15 protein-coding genes are annotated in these 13,347 nt (G+C 68.9%); 14 read left to right on the top strand and 1 reads right to left on the bottom strand.

All coding sequences use genetic code 11. The features are described from left to right. Positions 1–47: 47 nt before the first annotated feature. The 4 genes from nucS (at position 48) to AB7E03_RS13930 (ending at position 2,425) form a co-directional block, all read left to right on the top strand. The gene (gene nucS, locus AB7E03_RS13945) at positions 48–743 is read left to right on the top strand and encodes an endonuclease NucS (RefSeq protein ID WP_489941959.1); all 696 of its coding nucleotides are present in this window, start codon (positions 48–50) and stop codon (positions 741–743) included. Next, positions 743–1,168, top strand: a complete 426-nt coding sequence (locus AB7E03_RS13940) for an SseB family protein (protein WP_489941958.1) — start codon at positions 743–745, stop codon at positions 1,166–1,168. Before nucS ends, AB7E03_RS13940 begins: the two co-directional genes overlap by 1 nt. Positions 1,169–1,205: 37 nt before the next feature. After that, positions 1,206–1,886 carry an HAD hydrolase-like protein gene (locus AB7E03_RS13935; RefSeq protein ID WP_489941957.1) on the top strand — a complete coding sequence of 227 codons (681 nt, stop codon included), beginning with the start codon at positions 1,206–1,208 and terminating at the stop codon, positions 1,884–1,886. 98 nt (positions 1,887–1,984) lie between these two features. Next, positions 1,985–2,425, top strand: a complete 441-nt coding sequence (locus AB7E03_RS13930; RefSeq protein WP_489941956.1) for a hypothetical protein — start codon at positions 1,985–1,987, stop codon at positions 2,423–2,425. Between the two features lie 85 nt (positions 2,426–2,510). On the opposite strand, the gene AB7E03_RS13925 is transcribed toward AB7E03_RS13930, so the two are convergent. Beyond that, the gene (locus AB7E03_RS13925; protein WP_489942917.1) at positions 2,511–3,623 is read right to left on the bottom strand and encodes a BglG family transcription antiterminator; all 1,113 of its coding nucleotides are present in this window, start codon (positions 3,621–3,623) and stop codon (positions 2,511–2,513) included. A 960-nt stretch (positions 3,624–4,583) separates the two neighbouring features. Between AB7E03_RS13925 and AB7E03_RS13920 the strand changes: the two genes are divergently transcribed. From AB7E03_RS13920 to AB7E03_RS13875, 10 genes are all read left to right on the top strand, one after another. Beyond that, a complete protein-coding gene (locus AB7E03_RS13920) occupies positions 4,584–4,892 on the top strand; it encodes a PTS sugar transporter subunit IIB (RefSeq protein WP_489941955.1) in 309 nt (102 codons plus the stop codon). A gap of 48 nt (positions 4,893–4,940) precedes the next feature. Further along, positions 4,941–5,207 carry an HPr family phosphocarrier protein gene (locus AB7E03_RS13915; RefSeq protein ID WP_489941954.1) on the top strand — a complete coding sequence of 89 codons (267 nt, stop codon included), beginning with the start codon at positions 4,941–4,943 and terminating at the stop codon, positions 5,205–5,207. 14 nt (positions 5,208–5,221) lie between these two features. Then, positions 5,222–6,928: a phosphoenolpyruvate--protein phosphotransferase gene (gene ptsP, locus AB7E03_RS13910; protein WP_489941953.1), complete on the top strand. Its 1,707-nt coding sequence runs from the start codon at positions 5,222–5,224 to the stop codon at positions 6,926–6,928. Next, positions 6,925–8,442, top strand: coding sequence for a PTS mannitol transporter subunit IIBC (locus AB7E03_RS13905; RefSeq protein WP_489941952.1), 1,518 nt, complete (start codon positions 6,925–6,927; stop codon positions 8,440–8,442). Before ptsP ends, AB7E03_RS13905 begins: the two co-directional genes overlap by 4 nt. Continuing rightward, entirely contained in the window at positions 8,439–8,876 is a 438-nt protein-coding gene (locus AB7E03_RS13900) for a PTS mannitol transporter subunit IIA (RefSeq protein WP_489941951.1), read from the top strand. The genes AB7E03_RS13905 and AB7E03_RS13900 overlap by 4 nt, the downstream gene beginning before the upstream one ends. Continuing rightward, positions 8,873–10,045 (top strand): mannitol-1-phosphate 5-dehydrogenase, encoded by a 1,173-nt coding sequence (locus AB7E03_RS13895; protein ID WP_489941950.1) that lies wholly within the window; start codon positions 8,873–8,875, stop codon positions 10,043–10,045. The genes AB7E03_RS13900 and AB7E03_RS13895 overlap by 4 nt, the downstream gene beginning before the upstream one ends. 97 nt (positions 10,046–10,142) lie before the next feature. Then, positions 10,143–11,291, top strand: coding sequence for a type III polyketide synthase (locus AB7E03_RS13890; RefSeq protein WP_489941949.1), 1,149 nt, complete (start codon positions 10,143–10,145; stop codon positions 11,289–11,291). After that, on the top strand, positions 11,288–11,815 hold the full coding sequence (locus AB7E03_RS13885; RefSeq protein WP_489941948.1) for an isoprenylcysteine carboxyl methyltransferase family protein: 528 nt from the start codon (positions 11,288–11,290) through the stop codon (positions 11,813–11,815). The genes AB7E03_RS13890 and AB7E03_RS13885 overlap by 4 nt, the downstream gene beginning before the upstream one ends. Next, positions 11,812–12,852 carry an NAD(P)/FAD-dependent oxidoreductase gene (locus AB7E03_RS13880; protein ID WP_489941947.1) on the top strand — a complete coding sequence of 347 codons (1,041 nt, stop codon included), beginning with the start codon at positions 11,812–11,814 and terminating at the stop codon, positions 12,850–12,852. The genes AB7E03_RS13885 and AB7E03_RS13880 overlap by 4 nt, the downstream gene beginning before the upstream one ends. A gap of 202 nt (positions 12,853–13,054) precedes the next feature. Continuing rightward, on the top strand, positions 13,055–13,318 hold the full coding sequence (locus AB7E03_RS13875; RefSeq protein ID WP_489941946.1) for a ParB family protein: 264 nt from the start codon (positions 13,055–13,057) through the stop codon (positions 13,316–13,318). Positions 13,319–13,347: the final 29 nt, after the last annotated feature.

Genomic DNA, 13,347 nt, shown 5'->3' with positions numbered 1-13,347 from the left:
TCCAATCACCGACCTCCACCCTCCACGCCTGCACTTAGGATGTTGCGGTGCGCCTCGTCATTGCCAACTGCTCCGTCGACTATGCCGGCCGGCTCAGCGCGCACCTGCCGCTGGCCACGCGGCTGCTCATGCTGAAGGCCGACGGCAGCGTCCTGGTCCACTCCGACGGCGGGTCGTACAAGCCGCTCAACTGGATGAGTCCGCCCTGCACCCTGACGGTCGACGAGCCGGACGAGTTGCAGCGCGAGGCGGGCATCCGCGAGGTCTGGCGTGTGACGCAGGCCAAGACCGCGGACATGCTCGTGGTGTCCATCCACGACATCCTCAGCGACACCAGCCACGACCTCGGCATCGACCCCGGACTGCAGAAGGACGGCGTGGAAGCGCACCTGCAGAAGCTGCTGGCCGAGCAGATCCACCTGCTCGGGGATGGGCATGTGCTGGTCCGCCGCGAGTACATGACGGCGATCGGACCGGTCGACATCCTCGCCCGCGACGGCGCAGGCGCAGCAGTCGCCGTCGAACTGAAGCGTCGGGGAGACATCGACGGCGTCGAGCAGCTGACCCGCTACCTGGAGTTGATGAACCGCGACCCGCACCTCGCGCCGGTCACCGGCATCTTCGCCGCGCAGGAGATCAAGCCGCAGGCCCGCACGCTCGCGGAGGACCGCGGCATCCGCTGCCTGGTCCTCGACTACGACGCCATGCGCGGCCTCGACGACAGCGACAGCAGGCTGTTCTGATGGCGCAGCCGAAGCCCCGGTTCCCGCAGAGCTACGAGAACACTCCGGTTCGCAAGGCGCTGGCCGCCATCGCCGCTGAGCCCACGCTCGAAAAGCTGGATGCACTGCTCGCCGCCGCGGCCAAGGGCGGGCTGGTCGTGGATGTGACCGGCTCAACCCCGCAGGACACACGCCTCCGCACGATCAGCTCGACGACGGGAGAAGCGGTGCTTCCGCTCTTCACCTCGATGAAGGCTCTCCAGGCCGCCGTCGCGCAGTCGGCGGAAGGCGCGGGCGCCCAGGTGCAGGCGGTCATCGTTCCAGCCGTCGAGGCGCTGGGCTTCATCCGCACCGCCGACTTCGTCGCCGTTCAGTTCGACCCGGGCGCCGCCCACACGATGGTCGTCGCCCGCTCCCACATCGAATCCGCTCTCGGCGAGCGCTGAGCGCGAGTTCAGATACGTCACATACCATAGGACCGCTATGACCAACCCGACCCCTACCGTCACCCGGACCTGGACCTGCGTCCTGTTCGACCTCGACGGCACCCTGACCGACTCCGCCCCCGGCATCACCTCCTCGCTCGCGCGCATGTTCGCGGCGCTCGGCCGGCCGGTCCCCTCCCCTGCCCAGCTTCTGGAGTATGTCGGGCCGCCGCTGCTCGACTCGTTGAAGTCTTTCGGCGGGATGACGGAGACCGAGGCGCGCGAAGCCCTCGCCGTCTACCGCGAGGACTACGCCCGGCACGGAGCGCTCGACTCCGCCGTGTACCCCGGCATCCGCGGGCTGCTGCAGCGTCTGCACGCCTCCGGCATCCCCCTCGCTCTGGCGACCAGCAAGCCTGAGCTGCAGGCTGGCCGCATCCTGGAGCACTTCGGCCTCGCGCAGTACTTCGACGTCATCACCGGCGCCACCGAAGACGAGAGCCGCAGCGCCAAGGCGGATGTGGTGGCCGAGGCCCTGCGTCGCCTGGAAGCACGCGGAACGGACCTCGATCACACGGTGATGGTGGGCGACCGCCAGTACGACGTGGAGGGCGCGGCCGCGCACGGTCTGCCGACCATCCTCGTCGAGTGGGGCTACGGCTCACCTGCTGAGGCCGCCGGCGCGATCGCCGTCGTTCACTCGGCGGACCAGCTGAGCTCGTTGCTGCTCGGCGGCTGACGACCCGCCGGAAGGCGTTACCGTCTAGGCGAGCCGTGCGGCGCGCGGGTAGGGTGTTGTGTTGCGAAACCGCACCTCATACAGCACTAGGAATCCATATGCGCACACGTAATCCGTTCGTTCCGGCTGCCATCGTGGCGGCCCTCACCATCGGCTCGCTGGCGGCCTGCTCCAGCAACGGAAACAGCAACTACGTCACGCCGCAGACGGCTTCGTCGTCTTCGTCGTCGTCGTCATCCGACTCGTCCGCCGGAGCGAAGTCGGAAGAGCTTCCCTCCGACTTCCCCAAGGACGACGTGCCCCTCGTCGACGGTACCGTCGTCGTCGCCCGCGGCGACAAGGACAACGGCTGGTCGGTGACCGTCCAGCCGTCCGGTAAGAACGGCTTCGCCGACGCGAAGTCCGCGCTCGAGGGCAAGGGCTACACCCAGCAGGCCGGCGCCTCCGACACCTCCGCCGTGTACACCAACGACAAGTACACGGTCTCGGTGAAGACGCCCGGCGTCTCGGTGACCTACAGCGTTACCGCCAACCAATAGCAGCACCCCAGCAATCAGTTCCGGAGTTTTTCGGGCGGATCCGTCGATTCAGCCCGAAAAACTCCGGAACTCTTGGCTTAAGGGGTCAGGCGTCGATGATGCGGACCAGTTCGTCGATGAAGGCGGTGAAGGTGTCCGCGCGACGGATCAGCCCCAGGACGGTCTCTCGGTCGGAGAAGACCTCGACGAACTGATCGAACACCGTCTGGAACGACGCACGGCCGGCCGCCGAGAAGGCGATGAAAGCGATCACGTTGACCCGCGCATCCCCCCAGTCGATCGCGGTGTCGTTGACGACGATGGCGATCGCCGTCCGCTTCGCGCTCATCGTCATAGCGTGCGGCACCGCCAGCGAATCGGTGAAAGCGGTGGATGACATCTGCTCGCGCTCGAGGGACTGGTCGACGTACTCCTGATCGATGGCCCCCGCCGCGATCATGCGGTCGCCGAGCGCGCGGATCATCGTGATCGGGTCGCGCGCGTAGAAGTTGCGGAGGAACAGGCTCTCGTCGAAGTACTCCAGCAGCTCGCTCTTGATGCGGGCACGATGCCGCTGCCGCCGGATGCGTGAGGCCGCCTGGCGGATGTGCTCCACATCGGTTTCGGTCAGGAACGGCTGCACGATGACCGCATTCTCACGCCGACCGAGCGGGTCGATGGTGGTGAGCACGAGGTCGGCGTCGATCGCCTCCCAGTCGGCGTCGGTCGAGGTGATGATGCTGGTGATGTCGAGCTCGTCCCCGAGCACGCTCTCGAGCCGGTCGCGCAGGAGGATGTGCATGTCGTAGTAGTTAGGGCAGACCACGGCGCAGGTGACCGCATCCCGGCGCCGTGACTGCTGCTCCAGGTAGGCGCCGACGTGCATGGCGATGTACGCGATCTCGTCGTCGTTCACCTCGATGCCCTCGGCTGCCTGGAGCCGGCTGGCGATGTAGACGGCGAGCTCGTAGATCATCGGGTACGAGCTCTTGATGGATCGGGTGAGCGGGTTGCGCGAGAACGTGTTCTCGTGTGCGCGGGCGACCAGGTTCTGAACGTGCAGCGTGAGCCGCACGATGAAGTTCTCGTCGTGGAGGTCGACGAGATACTCGGTGGAGGCGCGGTCGACGATTCCGCGGACCACGTCGAGGTCGGCCTGGCTCACGAACTCTTCGACGGTGTCGCGTCCGGCACCGGGAGCGATGACCCGCGTGCGCATCAGGATGGCCAGGTAGCGCAGCTCGGTGGCGTCGAGTGCCGTCCCGAAGTGCCGCTCGATCAGCCCGCCGAGGTCGGCCGCCAGAGAGCGGATGGTCTCGCTGGTCTCGGGCTCCTCGACCGTCGGTAGCACGCGATCCTTGGCGACGCGGTCGAGGGCGACCGCCATGTGCAGGAGCACGTCGTTGATGCCGTACTCGTTCACGAAGAAGCCGCGCGCGTCGAGCATGGCGACGAGGTCGGACTTGAAGTCGGCCAGGCCGCGCGATCCGAACGCCTCCTGGATGCGGGCGACATCGACGACGCTCTGCCGCATCTCGTCGCGGAAGAGCCGGCTCAGCAGCTTCCGCCGTGCGATCTCTGGTCCGAGCAGCTGCACCACTCCGCCATGCCGTTCGAGCGTGAGCTCGGTGCCGGAGAGCAGGCCGCGCATCCGGGTCAGGTCCGATTCGATCGTCGAGTCGGAGACGAACAGGCTTTCGGCGGTCTCGTACACGTCGATGCCGTCCGGTTCGTCGAGGAGCCGCCGCGCGACGAACACGAGCCGCTCCTGCGGTGAGCCGGCCGTGCCTGCGTCCGAACTGCCGTCGCCCGCGAGGTAGGCCGCGTACGCATCCGGCTTCACGCGGTATCCGTTCGGCCCGGACTCCACCAGTTCGCCGAGGGCAGCGGCGTAGCTGCGGATGCTGCGGGTCGTCACCGCCAGGTCGTGGGCGAGTTCGGCGGCGGTCACCCAGGCAGCACGACGCGCGAGGATGTCGAGCATCCTCGTCTGCTTCGCCGAGAGCGCCACCAGCGACCACCTTTCATCTCGAGTCAACCATCCCGGAGCCCGCCGCGCCGAGCGCCCGGCCAGGTTTCCGCACCCCCGGAAGAAACGCTGCTGGATTCGTCGTGCGCCGCGGACGAGCATGGCTGACGTTCCATCAGCTTCACCAGCACTCCCGAAAGGCAAGGATCGATGAGGATCGTGGTCGTTTGCGGCGCCGGCGCGTCCAGCACCTTCGTGGCTGTGAAGCTGCGCAGTGCCGCCCGCAATCGCGGCGCCGACGTGGAGGTGCAGCCGGGCAGCGCGAGCCAGCTGGAGTCGCTCGCCGGAGTGGATGTGGTCCTTGTCGGCGCACACCTCGAGTACGCCGTCCCCGCCCTCCGCGAGCGGGCCGCGGCTACCGGCACCGCCGTCGCCGTGCTTCCTTCCGTCTCCCCCGCCGCCCTCGACGGTGAGCGCGCGCTGGACCTGGCCTTGAACGCCAGGGCGACGACACTATGAGAGACAGGGCGGCCACCCGGCCGACACGGAGCGAAGGAGACCTCAACCATGGCTGAACGGATCATCACGGTCGGATCGGCGCACGGGCTGCACGCCCGCCCCGCGAAGCTCTTCGTCGAGGCGGTCAACGGCTCGGGCGCGAAGGTGAAGCTGACCAAGGAAGGCGGCAAGACCGTCGACGCCGGCAGCATCCTCGGCGTGATCTCCCTGGGGATCGACCACGGCGACAAGATCGTGTTGACCACCGAAGCGGATGACGGCGAGGCCGTCCTCGACGATCTGGCCGAGATCCTGGCCACGGACCACGACGCCTGATCATGAGCGACAGCATGAGTGAGACGCGCATCCTCACCGGCGCGGGCATCGGCCAGGGCGTCGCCGTCGGGCCGGTTCTCCGGATGTCGGCCCCTCTTCCCGAGCCGTCGGACGAGCGCAGCACGCGCACCCCGAATGAGGAGAAGGCCCGCGTCCAGCAGGCCGTCGCCACGGTCGCGGCCGACCTGCGCGAGCGCGCATCCACCGTCGAGGGCACCGCAGCGGATGTGCTGGAGGCGCAGTCCATGATGGCCGAGGACTCCACCCTCGCCGATGACGTCGCCTCGCGCATCGACGGCGGCAAGACCGCCGAGCGCGCCGTGTTCGAAGGCTTCGCCGTCTTCCGCGACATGCTGAAGGACCTCGGCGGGTACATGGGCGAGCGCGCCGGCGACCTCGACGATGTGTCGCAGCGCGTGGTCGCAGCGCTCGAGGGGAAGCCGGCTCCCGGCGTCCCGCACTCCGATCAGCCATTCGTGCTGGTCGCCCACGACCTCGCCCCCGCCGACACCGCCCTGCTCGACCTGACCAAGGTGCTCGGCCTCATCACGAAGGAGGGCGGGCCCACCTCGCACACGGCCATCCTGGCCCGCGAGAAGTCCATCGTCGCGATCGTCGGGGCCGACGGCGCAGACCGCATCGCCGACGGCGACGTGGTGATCGTGGATGCCGCCACCGGCACGGTCACCGTCTCGCCGACCGCGGACCAGCGCGCCGACGCGCAGCGCCGCATCGAGGAGCGCGCCGCCGCCCTCTCCGGCGGCGTGGAGTCGGGCGCCCTCGCCGATGGGACCGCGATCCCGCTGCTGGCCAACCTCGGTTCGGCCGAGGGAGCAGAGGGTGCGGTCGCGGCGGGCGCCGAGGGCGTCGGGCTGTTCCGGACGGAGTTCCTCTTCCTCGACCAGCGGATGGCTCCGACCGTGGAGCAGCAGCGCGAGCAGTACGTGAAGCTTCTCCGTGCCTTCGGCGGCGGGCGCAAGGTGGTTGTCCGGGTGCTGGACGCCGGCGCGGACAAGCCGCTCGAGTTCCTGAATGACGCGCACGAGGACAACCCGGCTCTGGGACTCCGCGGGCTGCGCTCCCTGCGCGCCAACGAGGACATCCTGCGCGAGCAGCTGACCGCCCTCGCCGAGGCGGATGCCCAGACCGACGCCGACCTCTGGGTCATGGCCCCGATGGTCTCCACCATCGAGGAGACGCGGTACTTCACCGAGCTCGGGCGGGAGTACGGGCTGAAGACGGTCGGCGTCATGGTCGAGGTGCCCTCGGCCGCGCTGCTCGCCGACCGCGTGCTCAAGATCGCCGACTTCGCCTCCATCGGCACCAACGACCTCACGCAGTACACGCTCGCGGCCGACCGCCTGCTCGGCTCGGTCTCCGGCTTCCAGGACCCGTGGCATCCCGCCGTCCTCCGCCTCATCGGCGAAGTCGGCGCGGCGGGCACGGCGACGGGCAAGCCCGTGGGCATCTGCGGCGAGGCGGCGGCGGACCCGCTGCTGGCCGTGGTGCTGGTCGGCCTCGGCGCCACCACCCTCTCGATGTCGCCGGCGGCGCTCGCCGACGTGCGGCTCTCCCTCAAGCGTTACACCCTCGGCCAGGCGCGATCGCTGGCCGAGACCGCCCTGGCCGCGGACAGCGCGGCCGAAGCCCGGGAGGCGGTCCGCGCGGCCGCCGAACGGTTCACCTCACCAGCCCCCGATAGAAACGAGACAGCACAATGACATCGGCGACACAGACGTCGGCGACGGCGTCGGCCCCCAAGAAGCCCAACTCCGCGCGCGTCCACGTGCAGCGGTTCGGCACGTTCCTCTCCAACATGGTGATGCCCAACATCGCCGCCTTCATCGCATGGGGCATCGTCACGGCGCTCTTCATCGCGCAGGGACCCTTCCCCAATAAGGACATCGCGAGCCTCGTCGGCCCGATGATCACCTATCTGCTCCCGCTCCTTCTCGCGAACACCGGTGGACGCCTCGTCTACGGCGTGCGCGGCGGTGTCGTCGGCACGATCGCCGCAATGGGCGTGATCGTCGGCACCGACATCCCGATGTTCATCGGCGCGATGATCATGGGACCGCTCGGCGGCTACCTGATGAAGCTCGTCGACCGCATCTGGGAGGGGAAGATCAAGGCGGGCTTCGAGATGCTCGTCAACAACTTCTCTGCCGGAATCCTCGGCTTCCTCCTGGCGATCGGCGCCTTCTTCGGAATCGCCCCTCTCGTTCAGGGACTCAGCAAGGCGCTCGAAGCCGGCGTGGACTGGCTCGTGTCGGTTCACCTGCTCCCGCTCGTCAGCATCCTGGTCGAGCCGGGCAAGGTTCTCTTCCTGAACAACGCGATCAACCACGGCGTCTTCACCCCGATCGGAACGCTGGAGTCCCAGCAAGCCGGCAAGTCGATCCTGTTCCTGATCGAGACGAACCCCGGCCCCGGTGCGGGCATCCTGCTGGCCTGGGCGATCTTCGGCCTGGGCGCCGCACGCGCGGCCGCTCCTGGAGCGTTCATCATCCAGTTCTTCGGCGGCATCCACGAGATCTACTTCCCGTACGTGCTGATGAAGCCCATCCTGATCATCGGCGCCATCCTCGGCGGCATGACGGGAGTCGCCGTCAACGTGGCCTTCCAGACGGGACTTCGTGCCCCGGCGGCACCAGGATCGGTGTTCGCGATCTTCGCTCAGGCGCCGGTGCCCAACATGCTCGGCATCGCGTTGGCGATCATCTCCGCCGCGGCTGTCTCCTTCGCCTTCACGGCGGTCGTGCTGCGGTCGAGCCGTCGACGTGACCTCGCTGCCGGCAACGCCGGCGACCTCTCCGCTGCGGTCGCTCAGACCGAGGCCAACAAGGGCAAGTCGTCCTCGGTGCTCGGTGGTCTCGTCGACGAGGCCGAGCACGACACCGGTGACGCCCAGGGCGACGCCACCGATCGGCTGGTGCGCAACATCGTGTTCGCGTGCGACGCTGGCATGGGTTCGAGCGCCATGGGCGCTTCGGTGCTCCGCAACAAGATGAAGAAGGCCGGAGTGGAGGGGGTCACGGTGACGAACCAGGCGATCAGCAACCTCGACGGCACGGCCGACCTCGTCATCACCCAGCAGCAGCTGACCGACCGGGCGAAGGGCCAGTCGCCGGACTCCATCCACGTCTCGGTCGACAACTTCATGAACAGCCCCAAGTACGACGAGGTCGTCGACCTCGTCAAGAACCAGAACGCGACGGAGGACGCCACCAAATGACCGACACGATTCTCGACCGGGCGAACGTCGTGGCCGCGGGCTCCGCGGCCACGCGGGAGGACGCGATCCGGGAGGCGGGTGAGCTGCTCGTGAGAGCGGGCGCCGTCGAGCCCGGTTACGTCGACTCGATGCAGGACCGCGAGAACACCGTCTCCACCTTCATGGGGAACGGCCTCGCCATCCCGCACGGCACCAACGAGTCCAAGGACGAGATCAAGCGGTCTGCGCTGTCCTTCATCCGCTACTCCTCGCCGCTCGACTGGGGCGGCGAGGAGGTGCGGTTCGTCGTGGGCATCGCCGGTCAGAACAACGAGCACCTCGAGATCCTGTCGAAGATCGCCATCCTCTTCTCCGAGGAGGACGACGTGCGGAAGCTCCTCGACGCTCCGGATGCGGACGCGCTGTATGCGCTGCTGGGAGATGTGAACGAGTGAAAGCGGTCCACTTCGGTGCCGGAAACATCGGACGCGGCTTCGTGGGGCTCCTGCTCCACGAAGCCGGGTACGAGGTCGTGTTCGCCGACGTCAACGCCGAACTGATCGACGCTCTCGCCGCTACGGACTCGTACCGCGTCGAGCTCGTCGGAGAGGAGTCGGAGACCCGGACGGTCACCGGGTTCCGCGCCATCAACAGCGCGACCGACGAGGATGCGCTGGTCGCCGAGATCGCCTCGGCCGACGTCGTCACGACGGCAGTGGGCCCGCGGATCCTACGTTTCGTCGCGCCGGTCATCGCCCGCGGGCTAGCGGCCCGCGCCGACGACGCCCCGCGCCTCGCGGTGATGGCGTGCGAGAACGCGATCGGGGCATCCGACCTGCTCGCCGCCGAACTGATGGACGGCCTGCCCGACGACGACACCCGCGAGACCCTCGCCGCCCGAGCCGTGTTCGCCAACACCGCCGTCGACCGCATCGTCCCCGCTCAGGCGGCGGACGCCGGGGTGGATGTGACCGTCGAGACCTTCTACGAGTGGGTCGTCGACCGGACGCCGTTCGCCGGACACGAGCCGCGCATCCCCGGCGCCCACTTCGTCGACTCGCTGGGGCCGTACATCGAGCGCAAGCTGTTCACGGTCAACACGGGGCACGCGACCGTCGCGTACACCGGCTTCCTCCACGGCGCGACGACGATCAGCGAGGCGGTCGCCATCCCCGCCGTCCGCGAGGCGGCGGAGGCCGCGCTACGTGAGACGTCGGCCGCACTGACCGCCAAGCACGGGCTGCCCGAGGAGGAGCTCGCCGCCTATCGCGAGAAGATCCTGGGGCGCTTCGCCAACACCTACCTGGTGGACGAGGTCACCCGGGTCGGACGTGAGCCGATCCGAAAGCTCGGGCGCAACGACCGCTTCATCGGCCCGGCCTCCGACTACGCGGAGTACGTCGGGGGCATCCCGTCGGCCCTGATCGCGGCAGTCGGCGCTGCGCTGCGCTTCGATGTCCCCGAAGACAGCCAGAGCGTGGAACTGCGCCGCCTGCTCGATGAAGCGGATGCCGCGGCGATCGTCGAAGAGGTCATGGGAGTGGAACCGGGCGATTCCCTCCACGAACCACTGGTGGCCGTGGTCGCAAAGGCGCAGCAGGACACCCGTCCGCGGTCGCTCTGAGCTGCCGGCCGGGCGGCGGTCGACCGGCTGTCCGGCCGCCCCTGGGTATCCGCCGACCGCCGCTCACGGTGGGCGGACCCGGTGGTACGTTTCGCATGTGAGCCGAATCGTCTCGGTAGCCCCGGTGCTCCCCGCCCGCAGCTACAGCCAGGGGGAGATCACCGCCGCGCTGCTCGCGATGATCACATCGGACCCCGCCCGGCAGCAGGTGATGCGTCGTATCCACGCCTCTTCGGGTGTGCAGACGCGGAGCCTCGTGATGCCGCTCGAGCGCTACAGCTCGCTGGGTTCGTTCCAGGAATCCAACGACTTCTTCATCGCCGAGGGGACTTCGCTGGCGGAGCGCGCGATCACTGCGGCACTCTCCTCGGCGGGCCTCGAGCCGGCCGATGTCGACTTCCTGCTCTTCACATCGGTGACCGGCATCGCTGCTCCATCCATCGACGCCCAACTGGTCGCCCGGCTGGGCCTCCGACCGGATGTGAAGCGCCTGCCGAGTTTCGGCCTCGGCTGCGTCGCGGGAGCAGCCGGGATCGCCCGCGTCAACGACTACCTCGCCGGGCATCCAAACGAGGTGGCCATCCTGCTGTCGGTGGAGCTGTGCTCGCTGACCGTGCAGGCGAGGGACGATTCGATGGCGAACATCGTCGCGAGCGGTCTGTTCGGCGACGGGGCGGCAGCGGTCGTCATGGTCGGCGATGACCGCGCCGAAAAGCTGGGACTGGCCGGCCCGGACGTCGTCGACACCCGCAGCCGCATCTACCCCGACACGGCGGATGTGATCGGCTGGGACATCGGCGGCACGGGCTTCCGGATCGTCCTGAGCGCCGGCGTCCCCGAGGTCATCGAGCGCAACTTCGCCGGTGACGCCCGCGGCATCCTCGCGGCCCACGATCTCGAGGTGTCCGACGTAGGCGCCTGGGCCGCGCATCCCGGCGGCCCGAAGGTGCTGGAGGCCTTCTCGCAGGCGCTCGACCTTCCCGACGGTGCGCTCGACGCGAGCTGGCGTTCGCTCGCGAACGTCGGAAACCTATCCTCCGCCGCGGTGCTCCACGTGCTCGCGGAACAGCTGGATGTGCACCCGGCCGGAACGATCGGTCTGCTGTTCGCGCTCGGTCCGGGCGTGACCAGCGAACTGGTGCTGCTGCGCTGGGCCGACGGTGACGGGCGGTCCGAGCCTGCGGCTGCGATTGCAGCAGTGCCCGCTGCCCTGCCCGCGGCCGCCATGATAGAACCGATTCCGTGATCTGGTACACCGCGCTCGTGCTCGCAACCGGGCTGGAGCGCATCGCGGAACTCATCGTCTCGACACGCAACGCGAAGTGGTCGTTCGCGCGCGGGGGCGTGGAGTTCGGCAAGGGGCATTTCCCCGCCATGGTGGCGCTGCACACCGGCCTGCTGCTCGCGTGCCTGGCCGAGGTCTGGTTCGCCGGGCGTCCCTTCCTGCCGTGGCTCGGCTGGCCGATGCTCGTGCTGGTGTTCGCGAGCCAGGCGCTGCGCTGGTGGTGCATCGCGACCCTCGGACATCGCTGGAACACGCGGGTGATCGTCGTACGCGACCTGCCGCTGGTGACCGGCGGGCCGTATCGGTGGTTCACCCATCCCAACTACGTCGCCGTCGTGGTGGAGGGCTTCGCCCTGCCACTAGTGCACACGGCCTGGGTCACCGCCCTCGCCTTCACCGTGCTGAACGCCTGGCTGCTCGCCGTCCGCATCCGCTGCGAGAACCGAGCGCTCGCGACCGTCCTCGCGGAACCTGCGAGCGCATGAGCGCGCAGGTGATCGTCGTCGGGGGCGGCCCGATCGGCCTCGCCTGCGCGATCGAAGCACGCGTGGACGGCATGGAGGTCGTGCTGGTCGAGCCGCGCGTCGGGCCGATCGACAAGGCCTGCGGTGAGGGCTTGATGCCGGGAGCGCTGGCCGCGTTGCACCGCATCGGGGTGGATCCGGCGGGCCGGCGGCTCGACGGCATCGCGTACATAGACTCCTCCTCCCGCGTGGAGCATCGGTTCGCCGAGCGTCCCGGCCGCGGGGTGCGGCGAACCGTGCTGCACCAAGCGCTCGCCGAGCGTGCGACGGAGTTGGGCGCCGACCGCATCCACGCCAAAGTCACAGGCCTGACGCAACAGGCCGACGGGGTCGAACTGACCCTCAGCGACGGTCAGACCCTGCGCGCTCCGTGGGTGATCGGCGCCGACGGTCTGCACTCCCCCATCCGCCGCATGGTCGGCCTCGAGGGGCGGGCGCAGGCGGGCACACGTCGCCGGTTCGGGGTGCGGAAGCACTTCGCCATCGAGCCGTGGACCTCGCTCGTCGAGGTGCACTGGTCCGCCGGCGCCGAGGCTTACGTGACGCCGGTGGACGAGAAGACCGTGGGCGTCGCCGTGCTCGGCTCGCGCCCGCTCGACCTCGACGAGGTGATCGCGGGCATCCCTGAGCTCGCCGCACGCCTGCAGGGCGTGGTCGCGGTGAGCGAACCTCGCGGAGCCGGTCCGCTCCTGCAGCGGGCCCGGTCGCGGTCGGCCGGCCGGGTGCTGCTGGCCGGGGATGCGTCCGGTTACGTCGACGCGCTGACCGGCGAGGGGATGCGCGTGGGCTTCGCGCAGGCGCGCGCGGCCATCGCGGCGGTGCGCGCGGGGAACACCGAGCAGTACGAGCGTGCCTGGCGGACGACCACCCGCGACTTCCGGGTGCTCACTGCGGCCCTCGTGATGGCCGCGCGATCGCGGTATCGTCCGCGGATCGTCCCGACAGCAGCCCGGCGCCCGCAGCTGTTCGGCTCCGTCGTGGAGCGGCTCTCGCACTGACGGTGCCGGTCGGAATGCCTGCATAACCGGGCATTTAAAGCATGTGTAGCCCTGTGGAATGTGGCTTCCAGGCGGGTAGACCGGATAGTATCCCAGAGGATACATCGACATCCGATATGCAGAAAGGTGAGCCATGGACCTCTCCGCACCCGAACCCCCCGACGATGCAGCCGGGGCCGAGAACACAGCGGAAGTTCGCCTCTTGCCAGGCGGCCCTGTCGCCCAGCCGACACCCCCCAAGAAGAAGCGCACGACGGTGACGTTCTACCTGACGCCCGCCATGCGCAACCGTGCGCGTGCCGCGTATCGGCACACGTCGTTCGGCGAGCGCGACAGCAGCTGGTCCGAGATGCTGAACAAGGCACTCCTCGCCGAAGTGAAGCGCCGCGAAGCCCAGTACAACGGTGGCGACGCCTTCGTCGGTAACGACGATCCGCTCACCCCCGGGCGCCCGATCGGGTACTGAACCGTCAGAACAGTCCTTTCGCTCGCACC

The sequence above is a fragment of the Leifsonia sp. RCC_180 genome, assembly GCF_058138205.1.
This window is presented reverse-complemented; position numbering and strand designations above follow the sequence as displayed.

Bases quoted from the DNA above. Each gene is read 5' to 3' on its own strand.
- ptsP (WP_489941953.1), top strand. From the start codon at position 5,222: ATGAGTGAGACGCGCATCCTCACCGGCGCGGGCATCGGCCAGGGCGTC.
- AB7E03_RS13915 (WP_489941954.1), top strand. From the start codon at position 4,941: ATGGCTGAACGGATCATCACGGTCGGATCGGCGCACGGGCTGCACGCC.
- AB7E03_RS13900 (WP_489941951.1), top strand. From the start codon at position 8,439: ATGACCGACACGATTCTCGACCGGGCGAACGTCGTGGCCGCGGGCTCC.
- AB7E03_RS13920 (WP_489941955.1), top strand. From the start codon at position 4,584: ATGAGGATCGTGGTCGTTTGCGGCGCCGGCGCGTCCAGCACCTTCGTG.
- AB7E03_RS13930 (WP_489941956.1), top strand. From the start codon at position 1,985: ATGCGCACACGTAATCCGTTCGTTCCGGCTGCCATCGTGGCGGCCCTC.
- AB7E03_RS13880 (WP_489941947.1), top strand. From the start codon at position 11,812: ATGAGCGCGCAGGTGATCGTCGTCGGGGGCGGCCCGATCGGCCTCGCC.
- AB7E03_RS13925 (WP_489942917.1), bottom strand. From the start codon at position 3,623: ATGCGCACGCGGGTCATCGCTCCCGGTGCCGGACGCGACACCGTCGAA.
- AB7E03_RS13935 (WP_489941957.1), top strand. From the start codon at position 1,206: ATGACCAACCCGACCCCTACCGTCACCCGGACCTGGACCTGCGTCCTG.
- AB7E03_RS13905 (WP_489941952.1), top strand. From the start codon at position 6,925: ATGACATCGGCGACACAGACGTCGGCGACGGCGTCGGCCCCCAAGAAG.
- AB7E03_RS13940 (WP_489941958.1), top strand. From the start codon at position 743: ATGGCGCAGCCGAAGCCCCGGTTCCCGCAGAGCTACGAGAACACTCCG.